Raw genomic sequence first — 21,299 nt, 5'->3', positions numbered from 1 at the left:
CCTCCGCTTTTAATTTCAAAAACTTGCTGTATTTATACTTTTTTACTGGATTCCTGCTTTCGCAGGAATGACAATAATCAAGACAATTTAAGGTACTTATCTCTTCTTCTTATTCTTGCTTTTGTTTTTATTTCCGTCGGTAGTTTTATTGAATCTACCTAAATTTTTAACAAATTTTTGTAGTCCGTTAAGTTCCGTTCCATATGTCCTAGTATATTCACGGACTGTTTCTATATCTTGTCTATGAGAATCATCTATTACTACTACTTCCTGCATAAAATTATTAGCATCAAACGTAATTTTTACTATCTTCTGCTTTTCAATTTTTGGATTGAGCCAAGCTCTTTGAGACATAACTCTTTCAACATAATACCAAGTATTTTGGGAATATTCCGGTACCATAGTAGGTGTACCTATTAACTCTACGACTTCTGTTTTATTTAGTTTTTTAGACTCTAATTTTACAAGTGCCGAATCATCGATGGACTGCCCTCTATTTTCGATAGTTTTGCAGCCGCTTAAGGAAAAAAAGGCTAATATACTAAAAATGTATGTTATAAAAATTTTCATAAGTTTAATTTTATCTAGATTTTATTACAAGATTATAATATACTGCTTCACTAATTTGACAAATACTTTTTAATTTATATTTAGAGAGGCTAATAATGGCAGTTCCAAAGAAGAAAACATCAAAATCAAGACGTAATATGAGACGTTCGCACTTAGCACTTGGCAAAGTTAACGTAATAGTTGACTCGCAAACCGGTGAATATAAACTTCCGCATCACGTTTCTTTAGTCGACGGTACTTATAATAATCGTCAAGTAGTAATAAAGAAAATTGAAACTGAAGAAGAAGTAGCTTAAGTACCTAAAATTTATGACCTGTAAAATTATTGGTTGCGGCGGGTATCTTCCTTCAAAAATAGTTAGTAATGACGAGTTTGCAAAATTTGTAGATACTAACGATGAATGGATTAGAACAAGAACAGGTATTACGCAGCGTCATATAGCAGGTGATACAGAATATACTTCCCATCTTGCTTTAAAATCAGCTGAAAAAGCTATAGCAGATGCAAGGGTGTCGGCAAATGATATTGATTTAATTATTACATGTACTACTACTCCGGATAATAGCTTTCCTTCAGTCGCCTCTAAGCTTCAAGGTTATCTTGGTTTAACTAATATACCGTCTTTTGATTTACAAGCAGTGTGTGCCGGCTTTGTATATGGATTGCAAGTCGCAAATTCTCTTATTGCATCCGGTAAATATAAAACTGTTTTGCTTATAGGAGCCGAGAAAATGACGTCATTATTAGACTGGAATGATAGGACTACTTGCGTTTTATTCGGTGATGGGGCCGGTAGCGTAATATTGCAGCGTAGTAGTGATGATTCCGGTTTAATAGATAGTAATATCTTCTCAAGCGGGGCTGATTATGAAATATTATACACGAACGGTGGTGTAAGTATGAATGGTATTAGTGGCAAGATAGTTATGCAGGGGCAAAAATTATTTCGTCATGCAATAGAAAAAATGCAACAATCTATAGAAGATTTACTGCATGCTAATCAATTCAGTGTAAGCGATATTGATTATTTCATACCTCATCAAGCAAATATCCGTATTATCAATAAACTCGCTGAACTATTAAATATAGAAGAGCATAAAGTAGTGAAAACCGTAGAAAAACATGCTAACTGCTCTGCGGCTTCTATTCCGCTTGCTTTGAATACTCTTAAAGCATCAGGCAAAATAAAAAAAGGTGATATTCTACTATTTTCAGCTATAGGTGCAGGTCTTACTTGGGGCAGTGTATTAATTAGATGGTAAAAAAATGATATTTTTACCACATTTATACAGAAGTAATTGCAGTTTATAATATTTTAGCCTTTAAACTAATAAAATAATGATATATACTAACTCACATAGCTTTTGGTTAGTTTAGTTTTATAACTAGCTAAAATGAATTCAATATTAATAAATTATAATCTCAAGGAGTTTAATTATGAAAACAAAAATTACATTAGCTTTTCTTGCATTATTTGTGCTTGCAGGGTGTAATACAACAAAAAGAACACCGCAATTTGACGGTAATATGAACCAAGGTGAAGAAACCTCATTAATGAAAGATTTCGAGAAGCATGCAGGAAATGCAGTATGGTTTGCTTTTGATAGCTCTGCTTTATCACCAAAGGCTAAAGAAGAACTAGAGAGACAAGCTTGCTGGTTATCAAAGCATCCTGAAGTAAAAGCTACTGTTGAAGGACATTGCGATGAAAGAGGTACCAGAGAATATAACTTAGGTTTAGGTGAAAGAAGAGCAGCAGCAGCGAAAAAATTCTTAGCTCATAAAGGAATCGACCATAGCAGATTAAATACAATCTCTTACGGTAAAGATAGACCTGCTATGATGGGTAATACTGAAGAAGCTTTTGCTTATAATCGTAGAGCTGTAACAGTTGTACATCACTAAAATTATTTACTAATTATAGTATCCTAAAAGGTCGAGTTTACTACTCGGCCTTTTTTTATTTATAACCTGTTATGTCATTCCTGCGGAAGCAGGAATCCAGCATAAAGCGAGATAAATCGAGCTTTTAATTTTAAAAACTTGTTGTATTGATACTTTTTTTGGATTCCTGCTTCCGCAGGAATGACATCGTTGCTTAAGTTGACACTCATGCACCTACGCACAACTGTCCGAAGTTAAAATGAACAAAAGCTATTTAATAGCTAAAAATGGTATTTTTAACGTAAAACACTAAAAATACTACCAGCAATAGTTGTAAAAACAATTGCTTATCCTACTTATTTTTCAACTTCGGACAGTTGTGCACCTACGCGAGAAGCATTGTTGCGTGAATCTGCTTTTCCGTCATTGCGAGAAGAATTACGTAGTAATTCGACGAAGCAATCCAGTAAAAAATTCTGATTTACAGAATTTTTTTATTATTTTTTCTGGATTGCAGCAAAGCTTCGCTCCTCGCAATGACGATTAGATATCCACGCAACAATGCCACGCGGGAATGACATAAGTGAGCCATGCAACAATGCCTTTAGTCGCTCGCAATGACGAAAAAACTGTTTCATGTTGCTTTGTTTTTTAGTCAATACCTCAAAAATATAAAAATTTTACTAGACTTAACGGCATAATAATTATATAAATTTCAAATGAAAAGGGGCTGTAGCTCAGTTGGTTAGAGCACGCCGCTCATAACGGTGTGGTCGTAGGTTCAAGTCCTACCAGCCCCACCACACAAATTCTTATTTAAATTCGTATTAGCACTGAATTTATAATGATTAATCTAAAAACACTTTCTTGGTATCTTACTAAATTATATTCTAAGTGTTTCTTTATTATATTATTTCTTTTAATTGGGCTATTAATCATCTCAAATATTTTTGATCTTTTACAAAAATTCAAAAATATTTATGTTCCTTTTAGTTTTTTTTGGAGACTTATTTTATATAAGATTCCTTATTTACTAGGTCAAGTATCTTCGTTAATTAGTTTTACCTCTATGTTATTTTTTCTTAGAAATCTAACAAAAAATAATGAATTAACGGCTATGTTATCTAGCGGTATTCATATTTGGCAAGTGCTTGTTATTCCATGTATTGTAACTTTAATTTTAGGTATAGTTTTTATGACTATATTGAATCCTATCGGTACTATAGGCTTACAAAAATATGAGTTATTAGAGGCAAAACTAACTAAAAAAACCTTGAGTGAGGGGTTAATATCTAAATCAGGTTTATTATTTTTTGAATCTTTAAATGATGAAAATCAAATTATTCAAACACAATTTATTAATATTGCTGAGAAAAAATTAAATAATATTACAATTTTATTTGTTGATAGTAATAATTCTTTTTTAAAGAGAATTGATGCCTTATACGGTATTATTGAAAATAAAATGTTACATTTAAATAGAGTTAAGGTTTTTACAAAAGAGAAAACTAAGACTTATAACAATTTAACTATACAGACAAATTTGTCAATTAATAGTTTAGTAAATAAATTTATTCGTCCTGAAATGGTTTCTATTTGGGCTTTGCCTAAATTAATTAATGAATTATTAAATTCAGGTTTACCGGCTATTAATTATCAAATTTATTATTACAAGCAATTATTTAAGCCTATAATGATGATGGCAACCGTAATTTTAGCAAGTTGTTTTATTAGTCTTAAACAGCGTGATAATTCCCAAGAAAAAATACTGATATTAGGTTTATTTTCAGGTTTTATAGCATATTCGTTATCAGAAATATTATTAAAAATACTTACTTATAATAATTTATCTTTAATTGCTGCTATTTTATTGCCTAGTATGCTAATATTTTTTATTAGTAACTTTATTATTTTACATTATAAGGAGATTTAATATATACTCGTTTAATTTGAAAAATTGGCTGCGTCGCTTCTCATTTTTGATCCTCACGTAGTATCCTACGCTGCGGTCAAAAATTCCGAGGCTTCTTGCTCTTTTCCAAATTAAACTTCGTCTATAATTAAATTTTTATTTACTATGGGATTGTTTATTTTATTAACAGTTCCATAGAAGCGTTTTTAGAATTTAGAGAGAAAAAATAAAATGATAATGAAGTTTTTGGAAGGGTTTTCTTCCGGTATGGCCATAGATCTTGGTACGGCAAATACTATTGTCTATCAAAAAAGTCGTGGAATTGTTCTAAGGGAACCTTCTGTTATTGCTTTAATAAAAAAAGACGGTGCTTTTGTGCCTTATGCTTATGGTCATGAAGCAAAAATGATGCTTGGGCGTACTCCTACGGATATTGAAGCAAAAAGACCTTTAAAAGACGGTGTTATTGCTGATTTTAAGGGTGCAGAGGAAATGATAAAGTATTTTATTAGAATGGTGCATAATCGTCGCTCTTTTTTTGGTCCGACAATTGTTATTTGTGTACCTTCCGGTTCTACGCCGGTTGAGCGTCGTGCTATTCAAGAAGCAGCAGAAAGTGCAGGGGGCAGGGATGTCTATTTAATTGAAGAACCTATGGCGGCAGCGATCGGAGCAGGGCTACCCGTAACGGAAGCGACCGGTTCGATGATTGTTGATATTGGAGGAGGCACTACGGAAGTTGCAGTTTTATCACTAGGGGGCATAGTATATGCAAGGTCGGTAAGAGTCGGCGGTGATAAGATGGATGAAGCTATTATCTCATATATAAGGAGGCACTATAACCTATTGATAGGTGAGGCTACTGCTGAAAAGATAAAGCAAGAAATAGGTGCGGCTTATGTAGATGAAAATGCTGAGCCAAGAAAGATGGAAATTAAAGGACGTGATTTAATTTACGGTATTCCTAAAGAAATGATATTGAACGAAAGACAAATTGCTGATAGTCTAATTGAACCGGTAAGTCAAATTGTTGAAGCGGTAAAAGTAGCGTTAGAGGCGACGCCTCCTGAATTATCTTCAGATATAGTTGATAAGGGAATTGTTTTAACAGGCGGCGGCTCATTATTACGAAATCTTGATTTTGTTCTTAGTGAAGCCACTAAATTGCCTGTGATAGTTGCAGATGATGCCCTCTCTTGTGTGGCACTTGGAACAGGAAAGGTACTTGAAGATTTTACAAAGCTAAAACATGTACTATTTAAACAGGATTAAAAATGGCAATACTTGCAAATAGAGTAAAAAATTCTTCAAATTCATTAGAATTAATAAGAATAATATCAAATACTCTTAAGCGTTTTTTTGTTATATTTGGGCTTGGATTGTCTGTATATTTATTTTTTACTACGCCTAAAAAAATATCTAGTATATCACTTGAGGTAACCGGTAGTATAGTATCAACCGGTTTAGCAGTTTATGAAGATATATTTGAATATATAAATTCAATAACACAAAAATTTGTTTATTTTCAAGATTTAGAACGAAAAAATATAGAACTTAAACTTGAGATAGCAAGATTACAGCATTTGCAAAGTGAGGTAGAATCGGTAAGAGCCGAAAATATTGCATTAAAAGATTTGTTAACGATTGCTGAGGAAGAAGAATTTGAATATATTACTACTAAATTACTTAGTGTTTCCTTTAATCCCTTTTCTAGAACTGCTTTGATTTCTGCAGGTAAAAAGCAAGGCATTGAACCTGATCAAATCGTTGTTAATTCAGGAAAATTAATAGGAAAAGTAATAGAAGTGAGTAATAATTATGCTAAAGTAATGTTAATTAGCGATGTTAATTCTAGAATACCTATTAAAGCTAATTCTTCAAGAGAACAAGGTATTTTAGCAGGTAACAATAATAATAGTAAAATTTTATACTTGCCTAACAATCATTTAGTACAAAAAGATGAGGATATAGTAACCTCCGGACACGGTAATATTTATCCTGCAGGTATTTTAGTGGGTTATGTGTCTAAAGTTACGGAACATGATGTTATGGTAAATGTAGCAGCTGATCTATCTAAAACGGAATTTGTGCAAGTATTGTTACCTAAGGAATAATGAAAAAGGGCTATTTTGGTATTATTGCCGAATATATTTGTATAATAATCTATAAATTAAAATTTTATCAAATACTGCATCATAGAAAACGTTATTATGTCGGTGAAATAGATATTATTGCGTTACGTAATAAAGAAATTGTTTTTATTGAAGTCAAAGCAAGAAGCTCTAAAATTGATGATAGATTTGTATCTTTCAATCAGCAAAGAAGAATTACTAGGGCTGCTGAAATGTTTTTAAGTAGCAATTCTAAATATAGAAATTATAATATCAGGTTTGATTTGGTAATTATAAGGTCTTATAAATTACCTATAATTATAAAAAATGTTTGGTAATACCTGTGTTGTTGCATGGCTCGATTTCTTCCTGTCATCCCGTGATTTATTCACGGGATCCAGTTAAAAATATCAATATTATTGATATTTTTAGTTATTTTTCTGGATACCGTGGACAAGCCACGGTATGACGTCGAGGGCGTTTTTTGAGCCATACAACAAAGCTCCACCTATGCGGGGATGACATTGAGTAGGCTTTTCGACCCATGTAACAAGGTTGGTAATACTCGTCAAACTTTGTATATATCTATCCTTTATTTATTCAGAGGTTATTAATATGGCACTTGCGACTAAAGTGAAAGAATTTTTAGAAGAAAAATTAAAACAAGAAAAGATAGATCGTAAATATCTTGCCGAAGTCACTAATATCCCTTATACGACTGTTAGTAGAATTATGAGAGCGGAAGCTAATCGTGAATTCAATCCTGAAATAGATACAATCTTAAAAATAGCAAAATACTTTAATTGTACTATGGATGAGGTAATAAAAAGAAAAGTACGACATAATTCATAAAGCTTGATGCAAGCGAATTTTGTATGATTTGGCTGTACTCACGTAGTTTATCTACTGCTTTCGCAGGCTTGTATTTAAATTCATCTTGTCTGAATATTTCTGAAATATGCTGTACCTACGAAATAAAACATAAAATATGACAATAAAAAATAAAGGACTGATTATAATTTTATCTTCCCCTTCAGGTACGGGTAAGTCAAGTTTAGCTAAAGCATTATTGAAAATAGATAATAATTTGCGTTTATCTATTTCGGCAACTACAAGAAAACCACGTTTAGGAGAAGTAGAGGGCATAAACTATTACTTTAAGACCAAGCTAGAATTTGAAGAATTAGTTAAGCAGAATAAATTTCTTGAATATGCTAAAATATACGATAATTATTACGGTACGCCTAAAGAATATGTCGAAATGTTATTAAATCAAGGCTTGGACGTTTTGTTTGATATTGATTGGCAAGGAGCAAAGAGCATTAAGAAAAATGCTACTAATGTTGTTGCTATATTTATATTGCCTCCTAGTATTGAAATACTGGAACAACGCTTAAGAAATAGAGCGACCGATAATGAAGAAGCAATAAAATTACGTATGCAGTCGGCACAAAATGAAATGTCACATGCTAATGAGTATGATTATGTAATTACTAACGATGATTTCGACCAGACGCTTAAAAAAATACATGCTATTATAGTTGCAGAACGAGAAAAAGCTTTTTGACTTTATCACTTTTTCTTTTTATACTGAAAATTAGAAACTTAATTTCTAATTTTCATGGTATACTCGGTGAATTTCAAAAATTGGCGTTTTCGTTCTACAAGAGTTACGGTTCTCACGTATTAAGTATACGCTCCGATCCTCGCCTTGTGAACTTCTAGCTCTTTTTGAAATTGACCTTCGTCTACTGATTCTTCATCTTACTTCGGAGTATACTAGTTTAAATGCTTAGAAAACAATTCCTTTCATCAATAATAAAACATTTTAAAACTCATAAAGTTTGTGCTTTGTTGGGACCAAGACAGTGCGGAAAAACTACCCTTTCTAAACAATTCGCAGAAGCTTATAATATTTCTAAAATCAATATTTTTGACCTTGAAAATCCCTTAGATTTAGCAAGATTAAATGAACCGATGCTTGCTTTATCTGATCTAAAAGGATTTGTTATTATCGATGAAATTCAGTATAAACCGAATCTATTTCCTATTTTAAGAGTTCTTGTTGATACAACTGATATTAAATTTTAGTACTAGGCAGTGCATCGAGAGACTTAATTAAACAAGGTTCTGAAACGCTGGCCGGTAGGATAGGCTATATTGAAATGACACCGTTTGCCTTATCTGAAGTGTCAGACACTCAAAAATTATGGGTATGCGGCGGATTTCCTTTATCATATCTTGTAGATGATGAAGAGTTAAGTACTTTATGGCGTCAAAATTATATTAAAACATTTTTAGAAAGAGATATACCAAATTTAGGTTTTACAATTCCGTCTATGCGGTTACGTAGGTTCTGGTTAATGCTTTGCCATTATCACGCTAATATATTTAATGCTTCAGAACTTGGAAATTCTTTATCTATCTCATATCATACCGCAAAGCATTATTTAGATATTTTAGAAGGAACTTTTATGATCCGTGTTTTGCAGCCTTGGTATGAAAATCTTAAGAAAAGACAGGTTAAAACTCCTAAAATTTTTTTTAGAGATAGCGGAATATATCACACTTTATTAGGGTTACATAGTTATGAAGCACTAAATACTAATCCTAAAATCGGTGCATCATGGGAGGGGTTTGCTTTAGAACAAATTATTAGATACTATAAATTTGAGGCTGAGGAATGCTATTTTTGGTCATCTCATAACGGAGCAGAAATAGATCTTTTAATTTTTAAAAATGGTAAACGTTTAGGTTTTGAAATTAAATATACAAATACGCCGAGTATTACAAAATCAATGCAAATATCCTTAGAAGATTTAAAACTTGATCAAATTAATGTAATATTCCCAGGTGATATTAGCTTTAAATTGTCAGAAAAAATACAGGCAATAGGCCTCTCTTGCTTAATTCAAAAAAATACAAAAGCTGCAACTATATAGTTACAGCTCTTAGAATGTTACATTATTTCACATCCGCCTTTTTTAGCACCTTTGCCGGCAAGTTTTGTTTGCTGAGCTTCATAATCATTATTCATTTGATTAAAAGTCTGATCGACTGTTAAATGTGGTGTTCCGGTAGTTACCATACTTGTAATAGGTTTAGATTTTATTTCCTTTGATAAAGTTGTTGCTTTAGCTTTAATTCTTTGTAATGCTGCTAATGTCTCCATATCATTACTTTGTTTACTCATATTTTCTCCTATATTTTATTTGTTAAATTTTATCTTATCCACACGTTATTTTGTTTTTTTTGTTGAACTTGATTACTTTGCTCAACTTGGTGATTTTTTGTGGTAGCTATTGGGTTATTTAAAGAATCTTTTATTCTATTTGCTTCATGTTGAGTATTAATTTTACTACATATATTTTTACGTATATCTTGGTCTTCACTGCTTAAATTTTTATTATTGACTATTGCTTCCTGTTGGTTATTGAGTAAAGAATGCTTCTGTTTAAATTCTTGATGTTTGTTAGGATCTAGAGTATTTTTTGATTTCTCTATAGCATCTCCAAGCTTATTTATTTTTTCTTGGTTTTCTTGATGAAAGACCTTAACGCTTTCTATTTCTTCTTGAACGTGTTTTTGAACTTTTCTAACTTCTTTTACTACAGTGTTTTTAACTGCTAGATTTTCTTTCTTTACTTTTAAATTCTCTTCTAATTCTTTAATTTGTTCAGGTAATAAATTTTTATCTTTTAATTTCTCAGTTAAATCATTAATCTCTTTTTCTATAATCTCTTTTTCTTCATTAGTTTTTTTAACTATTATATTTACTTCTTCTTGCTCCTCTTTAAGTTCTGCAAGTTTTTGTCTACGCTCTTCTATTTCTTCTTTAGTTAAAATATTTTTATTAATCGCCTGTTCATCGATTATCTCTTCTCCCTTTTCATTTGTTTTAACCATTGTTTCTATAGGAGGAGATAATTTTTTATATTCTTCTAATTTGCTCGTAAATCTATCATGGATAGCATTAAGTTCCTGAATTTGTCTTGCAGCTTCCATTTTATATTGTATTATTGCTTCTTCCCGTTCTCTTTGTTTTTCTAACTGTTCTAGCTCTTTTTGAGTGATGTCAGAATTAAGTTGGCTTTCTGCTAGTTCTTGCTTTTTTAATGCTATAGCCTCTACTTTTTCTGCTATATCATTAATAAAAGAACTATCAGATTTAATATTTCGAGCTGCACTTACTAATCTACTTAACTCTGCAGGATTATTAGTAGCGGTAATTTGAGCAAGAATAGCTTTGATATCATTAAGTGCTTGAGGAACAGCTGTTTTTTCTTTTTGTGGATATTCTTTATTCGTAATTTTACTCACAATAACCTTTTATGTGTGTTCCATCATCCACGAAACGTTAACAAAAATTAATAATTAAGTCAAGAAAATTTTAACAAAAATTAATTTTGTATTTCTAACCATTGATTTAATAACTCGTCTAGTTTCTTTTTATCATTAATTAATTGATTAGTAATGTGATTATATTTTGTAGGATTATCTAAATACAGATTAACATCTTCAAGTTCTTTTTCTAAGTGTTTGATGGATATTTCTAGCTTTTCAATATCGTTGGGCAATGTTTCAAGTAAACGCTGATATTTATAAGATAGCTTTTTATTTATAGGTTCTTTTTGAGGAATTAAGGGGAGGGGCTTTGAAGGTTTTTTCATTATAGGAGTCGTGGTAAAATACTGCTTATAATCTTCATAACCTCCTGTTAAATCATGAATTTTACCTTGAGCGAAAACTAAAGTTCTAGTAACTAACCTATCTAAGAAGTCACGATCATGGCTAACTACGATTAAAGTGCCTGAATAATCTGCAAGTATATCTAGTAAAATTTCTAGACTATCCATATCTAAGTCATTGGTTGGTTCATCTAAAATTAACAGATTTCCAGGGTTAATTAGAATTTTTGCAAGTAATAATCTATTAGCTTCGCCGCCCGATAGAATAGAGGTTTTTGCATTAAGTAGTTTAGGATTAAACATGAATTGTTTTAAATAACCGGCAACGTGCATGGTTTTACCGTTTGGCAAAAATACTTGATCACCGCCTGTAGGACATAAAGTTTGTTGTAATGTATGATTAGGCTCTAGTTTTTCTCTATGTTGATCAAAATATGAAATATCTAAATTACCGCCATATATAATTTTACCTAAGTCAGGTGTAAGTTGTTTTGTCAGTAATTTGATAAAAGTAGATTTGCCTGAGCCATTTGCACCAATTATGCCGATTTTTTCGCCTTTTTTTACACGAAAGCTAAAATTATCGATGATTTTAGTATTTTTATAGCTGAAACTAATATTATCTGCTTCAATAATGAACTTACTTTTAGCTATATTTTCGGCAAGCTCTGCCCTAACTCTTTGTTTTGAACTAGCTAGTTTTTCAGTCTGTTCTCTTGTTATTACTCTTAAAGCTTTCAACTCTGCAAGTCTCTTTTGATTCCGCTTACGTCTAGCCGTAACACCGGCATTTAACCATTCATTCTCTTGAGATAGTTTTTTATTTAATTTCCGAAGAGCTGCTTCTTCTTGCTCTATTATAACATTTTGCCATTCATCAAAAAATTTAAATCCTTTATCGGATTTACGCAAAATCCCTCTATCAAGCCACCAAATTTTATTAGTAACGTTTGAGAGAAATGTTCTATCATGACTAACGCAAATAATAGCACCGTTATAAGATTTAACAAATTCTTCTAGCCACTCAATCGTTTCAATATCTAGATGATTGGTTGGTTCATCAAGCAGTAATATTTCCGGCTCTAATATTAAAGCTTTAGCAAGGCTTGCTCTTCTAAGCTGACCGCCTGAATAGGTTGATAAGTTATCTGTTCCGTTGATTTGTAATTTTTCTAGAATTATATCGATTTGGTATTTATCTATTTCTTTTGTACTATCTGTTTGTTGTAAGATAAAATCGTAAACAGTTAGATTAGTTTTTATAGAAATATCTTGTCTTAAATAGCCGGTTGTAATTGCAGGATCTTGAAATACTTCGCCGTTATCTAGTTCATAATCCCCTGATATTACTTTCATTAAGCTTGATTTTCCGCAGCCGTTACGTCCTATAAGACAAATCTTATCGCCTTTGTATAAATAAAGTTCTAAATCAGATAAAATTACTTTATCTGCAAAGCTTAGATTACCGTCTTTTATGTAATAAATTGGGGTCATAATGGTATACTCGTTTAATTTGCAAAATTAGCTACGTCGTTTTATAAGTTCTGCGGTGCTCACGTACTAAATGTACGCTCCGCTCCTCGCCTTATAAACTCCTTGCTCTTTTCCAAATTAAACTTCGTCTACCTACTTTCATTTACTTGAGGTATATGTTATTTTTGCGTTCAAGAGAAGTTGTTGCGGGGGTAATAAGAGTAAGCTCAAATCTTCCTAATGACTAAGCTAGCATTAGTACCGCCAAACCCAAACGAGTTGGAAAGCACGTAGTCTATTTTAGTTTCTCTAGCTTTTAATTTTACTAAATCTATCTTAACATCATCCATAGGGTTATCTAGATTTAAAGTTGGTGGTGCAATCTGATCTCGAATTGCAAGAGCTGAAAAGATAAACTCAACGCTTCCTGCCGCACCAAGCAAATGTCCTATTGATGATTTAGTAGAAGACATTAAAATTTGGGGATTCGCTTCTAAAAATAATTTTTGTACCGCTGCTAATTCTATTCCATCACCGAGATTAGTAGAAGTGCCATGTGCATTAATGTAATCAATCATATCGGGAGTGATACAGGCATCTAGCATTGCATCTCTCATCGCTCTATAAGCTCCTCTACCTTCAGGATGCGGTGCTGTCATATGGTAGGCATCCCCTGTAGAGCCGTATCCTATAACTTCACCGTAAATTTTAGCCCCTCGATTTAAGGCATGCTCATATTCTTCCAAGACTACAACGCCTGCTCCTTCACCCATAACAAAACCGCTGCGGTCTTTATCCCAAGGTCTTGAGGCTTTTTCAGGATTATCGTTATATTTAGTACATAACGCTCTAGCAGCAACGAAACCTGCAACTCCAACAGGTGTAACCGGAGCTTCTGCACCGCCTGCGACCATAACATCTGCATAGCCGTGCTTTATCATACGCATAGCATCGCCTATAGCATGTGCTCCTGTAGAGCAAGCCGTTACTGCTGCTTGATTTGGACCGCTAAAACCGTATTTTATAGAAACAAGACCGGATAAAAGATTAATTAATGAAGCGGGGATAAAGAAAGGGCTAACTTTGCCGTTATTTTCTTGATAAAGTTTGATAGAGGTATCTTCGATCATTTTAAGCCCACCGATTCCTGAGCCTAATATCAAACCGGTTCTATCACGAGATTCTTCATCTTCGGGTAACCAGCCGCTATCTTCAACTGCTTCGGTTGCGGCTGCTACTCCGTAATGGATAAATTTATCCATTTTACTTAGTCTATTAACGTCATCTGCTTGTGTGAAGTTTTCAAGTTTAAATCCATCTTTCTCAGAGTTATCTATAAGTCCGGCAATTTTACACGCAAGTTTAGAAGTGTCAAATTCCGTAATAGTTTTTATACCGCTTATCCCATTTACAATATTTTTCCAAGATGAGCTAACATTAAGCCCAACAGGAGTAACAAGTCCAAGTCCAGTAATAACTACTCTTTTATTTACTCTTTGGTTCGACATTTTTAATTATCTATTAGGGATTTAATTTATGCAGATTAAGATTGGTGTTCTTTGATATATTTTATAACATCGGATACGGTTTTAATTTTAGTGGCTTCATCATCAGGGATATCAATACCGTATTCAACTTCTATTGCCATCATTAACTCTACGGTATCAAGACTATCGGCTTTCAAATCTTCTATAAATCTTGAATCCGTAGTTATTATCGATTTATCTTTATTTAGCTTTTCAGCAACCATTTCAATAACTTTCTGTTCGTTCTTGTCCGTTGTACTCATAATTTTGAACTCCATAAATCATTTAATTTTATATGCCGTATAATAGCGGTTATTCAGCTATTAGACTTTATTTTAACTGTATGAATATTTATTTAAAATATTCATAGCATTTTATCTTTAAAAGAACTTCTAGCACAAAAAATTATTTTATGCTAGCACAAAATTTTACACCATTAACATTCCCCCGTTTACGTGGATAGTTTGACCGGTAATATATGATGCCTGATCGCTTGCTAAAAATGCGACTGCGTTTGCCACATCTTCCGGCATACCGTAAGTACCTAGCGGAATTTTTTGTACTATGGCTTCTCTTTGTTTTTCGTTTAGTTTATCGGTCATATCTGATTTAATAAATCCTGGAGCTACTGCATTAACCGTAATTCCTCTGGTTGCAACTTCGTAAGAGAGCGATTTGGTCATGCCTATTAAACCTGCTTTAGAAGCACAATAATTAGCCTGCCCAGGGTTACCTGAAATTCCTACTATTGAAGATATATTAATAATGCGTCCATATCTGTTTTGCATCATTTTTTTTATTGCTTCACGATTTAAAATAAAATTTGCTTTCAAATTAATATCAATAACTTTGTCAAAATCTTCATCTTTCATTCTAATTGCTAGCGTATCACTAGTAATACCGGCATTACATACTAAAATATCTAGCTTTGATGCTTTAGATATTAAATTGCTACATTCTTCCTTATTTGCAAGGTTGCATATTTCTATCGTATAATTATCTTTTATAACATTTCCAAGGGATTTTAATTTTTCCTCATTACTACCGCTAATAATTACATGGCTTCCGAGTTTATGCAGTAATCTCGCTATAGCTCCGCCTATGCCTCCTGAAGCTCCCGTAATTAAGGAAGTTTTACCTGTTAAATCAATCATTTTCTTCCTCCGTTTGATCAAGATTTATATTAGTAATTTTTGACGATTTTTCGCGTATGATTTTCTCAATTTCATTGGAAATTTGTGGGTGTTCTTTTAAATATTGTTTAACGTTTTCACGTCCTTGTCCAATGCGTACGTTATTATAGGAAAACCAAGAGCCGGATTTCTCAACAATATCAAGCTTAACTCCAAGGTCGATTATCTCGCCTTCTTTGGAAATACCTGAACCGTACATTATATCAAAATCTGCAGTTTTAAACGGAGGAGATACTTTGTTCTTGACTACTTTTACTTTAGTTTGGCTGCCTATTACTTCTTCTTTATCTTTAATGGAGCCTATTCTTCTTATATCGATCCTAACAGAAGCATAGAATTTTAAAGCATTACCGCCTGTCGTAGTTTCAGGATTGCCGAACATCACGCCTATTTTCATTCTGATTTGGTTGATGAAAACAGTAATACAATTGGTACGATTAATTGATGCGGTAAGTTTACGGAGTGCCTGGCTCATTAATCTTGCTTGAGAAGCCATTTGAGCATCACCCATTTCGCCCTCAATCTCTGATTTCGGTACTAAAGCCGCAACACTATCTATTATTATCATATCAATGCCGCCGGAACGAATTAACGTATCGGCAATTTCTAGAGCTTGTTCACCTGTATCTGGTTGTGAAATAATAAGCTCATCAATATTTACGCCTAATTTTTTAGCATAAGCAGGGTCAAGGGCATGCTCGGCATCGATAAAGGCACATGTACCGCCTTTTTTCTGTGCTTCAGCAATTAAATGTAGCGTTAAAGTAGTTTTACCTGAGCTTTCAGGACCGAAAATTTCAATGATTCTACCTTTGGGAACACCGCCGATTCCAAGAGCTATATCAAGCCCAAGTGAACCGGTTGATACAGCTTCTATATCAACATTCGGACGCTGCCCTAGTTTCATTACCGAACCTTTACCGTAGCTTTTTTCGATTTGTGCGAGTGCTGCGGCAATGGCTCTTTCCTTATCTGTATTTGACATAAATTTCCATATTATAAACTTACCAATTAAAATATAAGCTTGAGAAAAAAAAAGCAAATTTTATTTATTTTGTATCGAAATGTATATTCTACGATTAGTAATTCTATTATAAAAAAGCTAAAATTCTACTTTTAGTATTTAAAATATACTAAAAGTACCAAAAATATATTAATAGAAAATCCATTATGAATGAAATAACAGCAAATACTACTGATTTAATAAAAGATATTAGTGTTCTTATTGATAATGCTAAAGTACGAGTTGCCATTAAAGTTAATTCTGAAATGACGATGTTATATTGGAATATCGGCAAAAGAATTCAGGAAGAAATACTTAAAAGTACTAGAGCTGAGTATGGGCAGGAAATTGTTAGAACCTTAGCTAACGGTCTTTCATCTTTATATGGTAAAGGATTTACTTATACAGCACTAGTGCGGATGAACCAGTTTTATCAATCTTTTCAAGGTCAACAAATTGTTGCGACAGTGTCGCAACAATTGAGTTGGAGTCATATCGTTGAGTTATTACCTTTAAAAGAACAAAATCAAAGAGATTTTTATGCTTATATGTCTATACAAGAAAATTGGAGTGTACGGCAATTACGTAGCAATATCGATAAAATGTTATATGAAAGAACTAAGTTATCGCAGAAACCTAACAACGAACAAGTATTATCATTATTAAAAATGAATTCTCAGTTAGAGCCTGATTTAATCCTTAAAGACCCGTACATACTTGATTTCTTAGAACTTCCGGATGAACATTATGAAAGTGATTTAGAAAATGCAATATTGCAGCAAATTGAACAATTTATTTTAGAACTTGGTATCGGTTTTTCCTTTGTAGCAAGGCAAAAGCGTATGACTATAGATAATGAACATTTTTATTTAGATTTACTGTTTTTTAATAGAAAATTAAAAAGATTAGTAGCAGTTGAATTAAAAACAGGCAAGTTTAAAGCAGAATATAAAGGTCAAATGGAGTTATATTTAAATTGGCTAAAGAAGAATGAATGTTTTGAAGCTGAAAATTCCCCGATAGGTATTATTCTCTGTTCCGAAAAATCAGATGCTCAAGTAGAACTTTTAGAAATGTCAGCAAGCGGTATTCACGTTGCACGTTATTGGACAGAATTACCGCCTATAGAGATTTTTCAGAGAAAAATCGGTGAAATAGTATTACAGACAAAAAAAATATATGAAAATAAAAATTTTCGTACGTAGTTTAGGCTGTATGAAAGTAAATTAATTTACCTATATTTCAGGTCTTTTTGACTGCAAATTATAAGATTTTTTTGAAATATGAATAACTATTTCTACAAAAATCTTATTAAAAAAACCTATTTAGGTCGTGCCTCTATCAATACAGTTATCCGTGTTTTAAAAAATCTAGTATTAAAAACAATAAATCATTCTATCAGTACAACAGAAGTAATTATTGCTCCTGAGATAGATGAACAATGGTCTTATGTACAGAATAAATCCAGACAACGATGGCTTTGGTATGCCTTGGATAAGATTTCGTTAAAAGTAGTTGCTTATACGTTTGGTACAAGATGTGATAGCACATTAGAATCATTACTGAAAAAACTAGAGAATTTCAAGGTGACTTTTTACTATACAGATGGATGGGGGAGTTATGCTAGGTTATTAGACCCTAAAAAGCATATTATCAGTAAAAAATACACTCAACGGATAGAACGAAGTAACTTGAACCTTAGAACGAGATGCAAGAGGCTTGCACGTAAGACAATCTGCTTTTCCAAGTCATTGGATATTCATGATAAGGTTATTGGTACTCTTATTGAACGTATAGCTTTTTAATAGGCGTAACTGCAATATGGAGGCATGACCCAATCTAGTAATCCCTAACGGTGTTTCTGTATCAATGGCAGAAATAGCTCGTGACTCAATCGGTGAAGGAATAATTATTGCTTAACAACTACCGCCTTCATTTGCTCACGAATTAATTAAGGAGGTTAATATTGCTTTTACAAATGCCTTCAATATAGTAGGTATTATTCTAGGAATGATCATGCTAATATTAGCGGGTGTGGTGATGTATGTTCTTCCTCCTTTTAAAGCATCAACCTCTCTACATTAATAGCTTTATTACACGATGAAACGGGTATAGAACTTTACAGTTTTGCACTATTTATCATAATGGTTACTATAAATTATCTTAGTGCTTATTTTTATTAGTAGATAGTTAATAAAATGGGATGATGATATTTTCAAGGCTATAAATCATTACTAAATATTTTTTCTAGTTCTGCTAAGCGTTGTTCTATTCTTTCGATATCGCTTTTTGTTATAGGTTTCTCTAGTAAATCTGCTATCTCGGCTCCTAGATTTTTTTTATTTTTATTTAAAGTAAATTCTATGATGAGTTTTGAGATGGTTTTAGTATCTTGGTCAGACATATTTACTCCCGATTGATTAAACTTAAATTGCTCAAGTTTCAACCACCGAAGTTTAACTTTGGTGGTCGGGGAAGTAAGAAAACCATCAACGATAGCCATAATAGCCTTTAGGTTCTAAGCTTAAGCTTTAAACCTTGGACATAACTATTATAACCCTGACCGGAATAAAGCCGAGGATTGTATCATTTTTATGGTCGACACAAATACCACGTTGATTAAGAGGTTCTTACGCCCCGAAATAGCATTTTGCTATTTCAAGTATCATTTTATATATAACTTTCAAAAAGTCAATCGGTAAATTAATTTCTTAACTAATAATTTATTTATCTAGAGGTTCTTTATTTCTAATATTAGTTATAAAATTTATACATACGAATCTTGCTGAATTATCTACTCGTCAAGTAGCGGAAGCTAATAATGCAACAGGAATGGAAGAAAATAAGGGGGCAAGTAAGATAAGAGGAAGTATAGCTAAAAACACTAAAACGGTCCTAGAAAATAAAACCGGTAAAAAAGTAAGTTCAACAGAGAATTATTTACCGCCTAAACTTACAAAGTAACTAGGATATGTGAAGGAAAATTAATTTTTAAGCGAAAATTAATAAGATTTTTTCAGTAATAGTTGTCCATATTTCAAAAAAACTTATAATTTATAGCCAAAAAAAGCAAAAATAGATTAAATTAATTTTCCTTTACACATCCTAGGTTTAATTTGAAATATTTTAAGTTTTTTAACCACCAATGAGCATAATTTTTGGTGGTCGGGGAGGTCGAAAACTGCCAAAAGTCAGCCACACTAGGTTTTAAGCTTATAGTAACCCTTAAGCTCTGGACATACCTAATATCTCCCCGACCGTGAAGTCGAGGATTACATCGGTTTTGTGAGAAATGTTCTCACTTTTGGCAGAGGTTTCGACACCCCGAAATAGCACTTTGCTACTCCAAGTATCATTTTATATATAACTTTTAAAAAGTCAATGATGGTTTGTTATGATACTAACAATGTTCTATTCCTATGCCTGAAGAGCTAGATGATACATCGGCTAATAATGGCATTTCATGATTTTGTAACTCTTCTTCTGGAATATAAGTATATTCTCCGCTTGAGGTTTCATCAATTCCAAGTAGCGTCTTGAATATTTTCTCAAGACAGTTTTTGCGTTCTTCGGATTTAATATCCGTTTTCCTCAATTCTTTTATTAAATTTACAAAGGATTTAATAGAAATAAAAGTATCCGTTCCATTAAGAAGTTCACATATTTTATGTAATGTGTTACCTAAAGAATTTATATTAGTACATATGTTAGAGACAGAATTTAACTTTGTAATTGCTTTATCTAGACCTTGTATTTTTAATTTTAATGGAGAAATATTATAATCTTGATCATGTAAATTTATCGTATCTTGATTAGTTTTGCTTAGTATTGCAAGTATATCTGTTAAATTTCCAATTTCTATAATTTCATCTAATATAGCTTGAAATTCAATTAGGGTTTTAAGATTTAAATTATCCTTTTGTAACTTTATGTTTTCACCCTCTAACTTTATGTTTTCACCCTCTAACTCTAAATTTTCGTTTTTTATATTTCTTCCCTTATACCAATCCCGTCCATATTTAGCTGCATACCCTAAGAGGGTGCCTATAGCTAATGTTCCTAATGCTACTCCGGCTATATAAGCACCGCTATATCCACCGTCATTTGTATCATTGTTAGTTCTTTCTGTAGTGGAAGTGGTTGCCTCAGTGAAAGGTTTACTTAGTAAATCTAAAATATTTTTACCTATTTCTGTAGGGGATATATCGTCCAAAATTACGTTAAAAGCCTCTAGAATAATCTTAAGATTATCAGTAGTGAATTTAACGGGTATCTTCAATACATTAAAAGTTTTTACCCCTGCTTCTTGAGCATTATCCTGAGATATGCCTAAATGATTTAGAGTATCCTGAAGAATATTAGTAAGCGTTTCGATAGATGTTAGCTGTTTCTTATAGGTATTGTAGTTTTGTAAAGCACTTATAGCATCTTTCTTAGTACATTCATTTAAACCTAAGAAATCAGCTCCGTTAGTTTCAGTAATATCGCCTTGCGAGAACATATAATCATTCGTTACTTTATAGAGCTGACCAAGAATATTAGCCGTACCGTTTTGATGAGGGGTTACGGTTTGTTGTAAAAGTATATGCGGATTACTTTCTGCATCGGTAAAAATGTTATTTATTGGAGTATTTAAACCATTATTGCACTCTTGGTGTAGTATTGAAAAATCATTTGGGGACTCACTGAAAGATTGTTCAATGTTTTTCCAATTACACTGTGCATTATTCACCATATAACCTTTTTTAAAAGCTCCTTCAACAGTACTATATACTGATGAAAATATAGTACCGCTTAATTTATGAATGATGTGGCTTACATTACCCGGTAAACTACTTACCATTTCATTTCCAAATATAGGCATAACGCATTTAAAATTTATATTTAATACAGGTGCCATAATTATTACTCCTTTAATTTAATTAATAAAACCATAAA

Annotated in this window: 22 protein-coding genes, 1 tRNA gene and 1 pseudogene; 14 read left to right on the top strand and 10 right to left on the bottom strand. The window is 32.4% G+C overall.

The window, feature by feature from the left end:
* Window positions 1-96 precede the first annotated feature (96 nt).
* Window positions 97-570 (bottom strand): outer membrane protein assembly factor BamE, encoded by a 474-nt coding sequence (locus ACNFN7_RS02550; protein ID WP_202069301.1) that lies wholly within the window; start codon window positions 568-570, stop codon window positions 97-99.
* 95 nt (window positions 571-665) lie between these two features.
* Between ACNFN7_RS02550 and rpmF the strand changes: the two genes are divergently transcribed.
* The 11 genes and pseudogenes from rpmF to ACNFN7_RS02495 all read left to right on the top strand — a co-directional run bounded on the left by rpmF (window position 666) and on the right by ACNFN7_RS02495 (window position 9,420).
* Complete coding sequence (gene rpmF / locus ACNFN7_RS02545) at window positions 666-866, top strand: 50S ribosomal protein L32 (RefSeq protein ID WP_485440699.1); 201 nt, start codon at window positions 666-668, stop codon at window positions 864-866.
* A 13-nt stretch (window positions 867-879) separates the two neighbouring features.
* Entirely contained in the window at window positions 880-1,833 is a 954-nt protein-coding gene (locus tag ACNFN7_RS02540; protein WP_485440698.1) for a beta-ketoacyl-ACP synthase III, read from the top strand.
* A 175-nt stretch (window positions 1,834-2,008) separates the two neighbouring features.
* On the top strand, window positions 2,009-2,476 hold the full coding sequence (pal, locus tag ACNFN7_RS02535) for a peptidoglycan-associated lipoprotein Pal (RefSeq protein ID WP_040256384.1): 468 nt from the start codon (window positions 2,009-2,011) through the stop codon (window positions 2,474-2,476).
* Between the two features lie 705 nt (window positions 2,477-3,181).
* A tRNA-Ile gene (locus ACNFN7_RS02530) sits at window positions 3,182-3,258 on the top strand.
* A gap of 41 nt (window positions 3,259-3,299) precedes the next feature.
* On the top strand, window positions 3,300-4,388 hold the full coding sequence (locus tag ACNFN7_RS02525; RefSeq protein ID WP_485440697.1) for an LptF/LptG family permease: 1,089 nt from the start codon (window positions 3,300-3,302) through the stop codon (window positions 4,386-4,388).
* A 210-nt stretch (window positions 4,389-4,598) separates the two neighbouring features.
* Window positions 4,599-5,639 (top strand): rod shape-determining protein, encoded by a 1,041-nt coding sequence (locus tag ACNFN7_RS02520; protein ID WP_485440696.1) that lies wholly within the window; start codon window positions 4,599-4,601, stop codon window positions 5,637-5,639.
* Window positions 5,640-5,641: 2 nt separating this feature from the next.
* The gene (gene mreC / locus ACNFN7_RS02515) at window positions 5,642-6,481 is read left to right on the top strand and encodes a rod shape-determining protein MreC (protein WP_485440695.1); all 840 of its coding nucleotides are present in this window, start codon (window positions 5,642-5,644) and stop codon (window positions 6,479-6,481) included.
* A complete protein-coding gene (locus ACNFN7_RS02510; protein WP_485440694.1) occupies window positions 6,481-6,816 on the top strand; it encodes a YraN family protein in 336 nt (111 codons plus the stop codon). The genes mreC and ACNFN7_RS02510 overlap by 1 nt, the downstream gene beginning before the upstream one ends.
* 277 nt (window positions 6,817-7,093) lie before the next feature.
* Window positions 7,094-7,330 carry a helix-turn-helix transcriptional regulator gene (locus tag ACNFN7_RS02505; protein ID WP_039595196.1) on the top strand — a complete coding sequence of 79 codons (237 nt, stop codon included), beginning with the start codon at window positions 7,094-7,096 and terminating at the stop codon, window positions 7,328-7,330.
* A gap of 136 nt (window positions 7,331-7,466) precedes the next feature.
* Window positions 7,467-8,045, top strand: coding sequence for a guanylate kinase (gene gmk, locus ACNFN7_RS02500; protein WP_485440693.1), 579 nt, complete (start codon window positions 7,467-7,469; stop codon window positions 8,043-8,045).
* A gap of 221 nt (window positions 8,046-8,266) precedes the next feature.
* Window positions 8,267-9,420, top strand: a pseudogene (locus ACNFN7_RS02495) (ATP-binding protein).
* Window positions 9,421-9,437: 17 nt separating this feature from the next.
* Here the strand turns inward: ACNFN7_RS02495 and ACNFN7_RS02490 are convergent.
* The 7 genes from ACNFN7_RS02490 to recA all read right to left on the bottom strand — a co-directional run bounded on the left by ACNFN7_RS02490 (window position 9,438) and on the right by recA (window position 16,343).
* Window positions 9,438-9,671 (bottom strand): hypothetical protein, encoded by a 234-nt coding sequence (locus ACNFN7_RS02490; RefSeq protein ID WP_485440692.1) that lies wholly within the window; start codon window positions 9,669-9,671, stop codon window positions 9,438-9,440.
* Between the two features lie 29 nt (window positions 9,672-9,700).
* Window positions 9,701-10,798, bottom strand: a complete 1,098-nt coding sequence (locus tag ACNFN7_RS02485) for a hypothetical protein (RefSeq protein WP_485440691.1) — start codon at window positions 10,796-10,798, stop codon at window positions 9,701-9,703.
* Between the two features lie 80 nt (window positions 10,799-10,878).
* Window positions 10,879-12,660, bottom strand: coding sequence for an ABC-F family ATP-binding cassette domain-containing protein (locus ACNFN7_RS02480; protein ID WP_485440690.1), 1,782 nt, complete (start codon window positions 12,658-12,660; stop codon window positions 10,879-10,881).
* A gap of 206 nt (window positions 12,661-12,866) precedes the next feature.
* Window positions 12,867-14,147 (bottom strand): beta-ketoacyl-ACP synthase II, encoded by a 1,281-nt coding sequence (fabF, locus tag ACNFN7_RS02475; protein ID WP_485440689.1) that lies wholly within the window; start codon window positions 14,145-14,147, stop codon window positions 12,867-12,869.
* A gap of 35 nt (window positions 14,148-14,182) precedes the next feature.
* The gene (gene acpP, locus ACNFN7_RS02470) at window positions 14,183-14,443 is read right to left on the bottom strand and encodes an acyl carrier protein (protein ID WP_485440688.1); all 261 of its coding nucleotides are present in this window, start codon (window positions 14,441-14,443) and stop codon (window positions 14,183-14,185) included.
* A gap of 150 nt (window positions 14,444-14,593) precedes the next feature.
* Window positions 14,594-15,319, bottom strand: coding sequence for a 3-oxoacyl-ACP reductase FabG (gene fabG, locus ACNFN7_RS02465; protein ID WP_485440687.1), 726 nt, complete (start codon window positions 15,317-15,319; stop codon window positions 14,594-14,596).
* Window positions 15,312-16,343 (bottom strand): recombinase RecA, encoded by a 1,032-nt coding sequence (recA, locus tag ACNFN7_RS02460; RefSeq protein WP_485440686.1) that lies wholly within the window; start codon window positions 16,341-16,343, stop codon window positions 15,312-15,314. Before recA ends, fabG begins: the two co-directional genes overlap by 8 nt.
* Before the next feature lie 185 nt (window positions 16,344-16,528).
* Between recA and ACNFN7_RS02455 the strand changes: the two genes are divergently transcribed.
* Both ACNFN7_RS02455 and ACNFN7_RS02450 read left to right on the top strand, forming a co-directional pair.
* Window positions 16,529-17,566, top strand: coding sequence for a PDDEXK nuclease domain-containing protein (locus ACNFN7_RS02455; protein ID WP_485440685.1), 1,038 nt, complete (start codon window positions 16,529-16,531; stop codon window positions 17,564-17,566).
* Window positions 17,567-17,644: 78 nt separating this feature from the next.
* On the top strand, window positions 17,645-18,166 hold the full coding sequence (locus tag ACNFN7_RS02450) for an IS1 family transposase (protein ID WP_485440684.1): 522 nt from the start codon (window positions 17,645-17,647) through the stop codon (window positions 18,164-18,166).
* 416 nt (window positions 18,167-18,582) lie between these two features.
* Here ACNFN7_RS02450 and ACNFN7_RS02445 read toward each other — a convergent pair whose 3' ends face one another.
* Complete coding sequence (locus tag ACNFN7_RS02445) at window positions 18,583-18,765, bottom strand: hypothetical protein (protein WP_485440683.1); 183 nt, start codon at window positions 18,763-18,765, stop codon at window positions 18,583-18,585.
* A 428-nt stretch (window positions 18,766-19,193) separates the two neighbouring features.
* On the opposite strand from ACNFN7_RS02445, the gene ACNFN7_RS02440 reads away from it, so the two are divergent.
* Window positions 19,194-19,325 (top strand): phage antirepressor protein, encoded by a 132-nt coding sequence (locus ACNFN7_RS02440; protein WP_485440682.1) that lies wholly within the window; start codon window positions 19,194-19,196, stop codon window positions 19,323-19,325.
* A gap of 436 nt (window positions 19,326-19,761) precedes the next feature.
* On the opposite strand, the gene srfE is transcribed toward ACNFN7_RS02440, so the two are convergent.
* Entirely contained in the window at window positions 19,762-21,261 is a 1,500-nt protein-coding gene (gene srfE, locus ACNFN7_RS02435) for an SrfE family effector protein (RefSeq protein ID WP_485440681.1), read from the bottom strand.
* Between the last annotated feature and the right edge of the window lie 38 nt (window positions 21,262-21,299).

It is taken from the genome of Rickettsia sp. MAE-05 (assembly GCF_057319745.1).
Note: the sequence above shows the minus strand (reverse complement) of the source record. Positions and strands in the feature narration are given on the sequence as shown.

What these genes read in the sequence shown, in the direction of transcription:
- ACNFN7_RS02445 (WP_485440683.1), bottom strand. Translation starts at nt 18,765, where the DNA reads ATGTCTGACCAAGATACTAAAACCATCTCAAAACTCATCATAGAATTT.
- ACNFN7_RS02480 (WP_485440690.1), bottom strand. Translation starts at nt 12,660, where the DNA reads ATGACCCCAATTTATTACATAAAAGACGGTAATCTAAGCTTTGCAGAT.
- ACNFN7_RS02525 (WP_485440697.1), top strand. Translation starts at nt 3,300, where the DNA reads ATGATTAATCTAAAAACACTTTCTTGGTATCTTACTAAATTATATTCT.
- recA (WP_485440686.1), bottom strand. Translation starts at nt 16,343, where the DNA reads ATGTCAAATACAGATAAGGAAAGAGCCATTGCCGCAGCACTCGCACAA.
- ACNFN7_RS02510 (WP_485440694.1), top strand. Translation starts at nt 6,481, where the DNA reads ATGAAAAAGGGCTATTTTGGTATTATTGCCGAATATATTTGTATAATA.
- ACNFN7_RS02550 (WP_202069301.1), bottom strand. Translation starts at nt 570, where the DNA reads ATGAAAATTTTTATAACATACATTTTTAGTATATTAGCCTTTTTTTCC.
- ACNFN7_RS02450 (WP_485440684.1), top strand. Translation starts at nt 17,645, where the DNA reads ATGAATAACTATTTCTACAAAAATCTTATTAAAAAAACCTATTTAGGT.
- ACNFN7_RS02520 (WP_485440696.1), top strand. Translation starts at nt 4,599, where the DNA reads ATGATAATGAAGTTTTTGGAAGGGTTTTCTTCCGGTATGGCCATAGAT.
- gmk (WP_485440693.1), top strand. Translation starts at nt 7,467, where the DNA reads ATGACAATAAAAAATAAAGGACTGATTATAATTTTATCTTCCCCTTCA.
- ACNFN7_RS02490 (WP_485440692.1), bottom strand. Translation starts at nt 9,671, where the DNA reads ATGAGTAAACAAAGTAATGATATGGAGACATTAGCAGCATTACAAAGA.
- ACNFN7_RS02440 (WP_485440682.1), top strand. Translation starts at nt 19,194, where the DNA reads ATGGAAGAAAATAAGGGGGCAAGTAAGATAAGAGGAAGTATAGCTAAA.
- ACNFN7_RS02540 (WP_485440698.1), top strand. Translation starts at nt 880, where the DNA reads ATGACCTGTAAAATTATTGGTTGCGGCGGGTATCTTCCTTCAAAAATA.
- rpmF (WP_485440699.1), top strand. Translation starts at nt 666, where the DNA reads ATGGCAGTTCCAAAGAAGAAAACATCAAAATCAAGACGTAATATGAGA.
- fabF (WP_485440689.1), bottom strand. Translation starts at nt 14,147, where the DNA reads ATGTCGAACCAAAGAGTAAATAAAAGAGTAGTTATTACTGGACTTGGA.
- srfE (WP_485440681.1), bottom strand. Translation starts at nt 21,261, where the DNA reads ATGGCACCTGTATTAAATATAAATTTTAAATGCGTTATGCCTATATTT.
- ACNFN7_RS02455 (WP_485440685.1), top strand. Translation starts at nt 16,529, where the DNA reads ATGAATGAAATAACAGCAAATACTACTGATTTAATAAAAGATATTAGT.
- pal (WP_040256384.1), top strand. Translation starts at nt 2,009, where the DNA reads ATGAAAACAAAAATTACATTAGCTTTTCTTGCATTATTTGTGCTTGCA.
- ACNFN7_RS02505 (WP_039595196.1), top strand. Translation starts at nt 7,094, where the DNA reads ATGGCACTTGCGACTAAAGTGAAAGAATTTTTAGAAGAAAAATTAAAA.
- acpP (WP_485440688.1), bottom strand. Translation starts at nt 14,443, where the DNA reads ATGGAGTTCAAAATTATGAGTACAACGGACAAGAACGAACAGAAAGTT.
- mreC (WP_485440695.1), top strand. Translation starts at nt 5,642, where the DNA reads ATGGCAATACTTGCAAATAGAGTAAAAAATTCTTCAAATTCATTAGAA.
- fabG (WP_485440687.1), bottom strand. Translation starts at nt 15,319, where the DNA reads ATGATTGATTTAACAGGTAAAACTTCCTTAATTACGGGAGCTTCAGGA.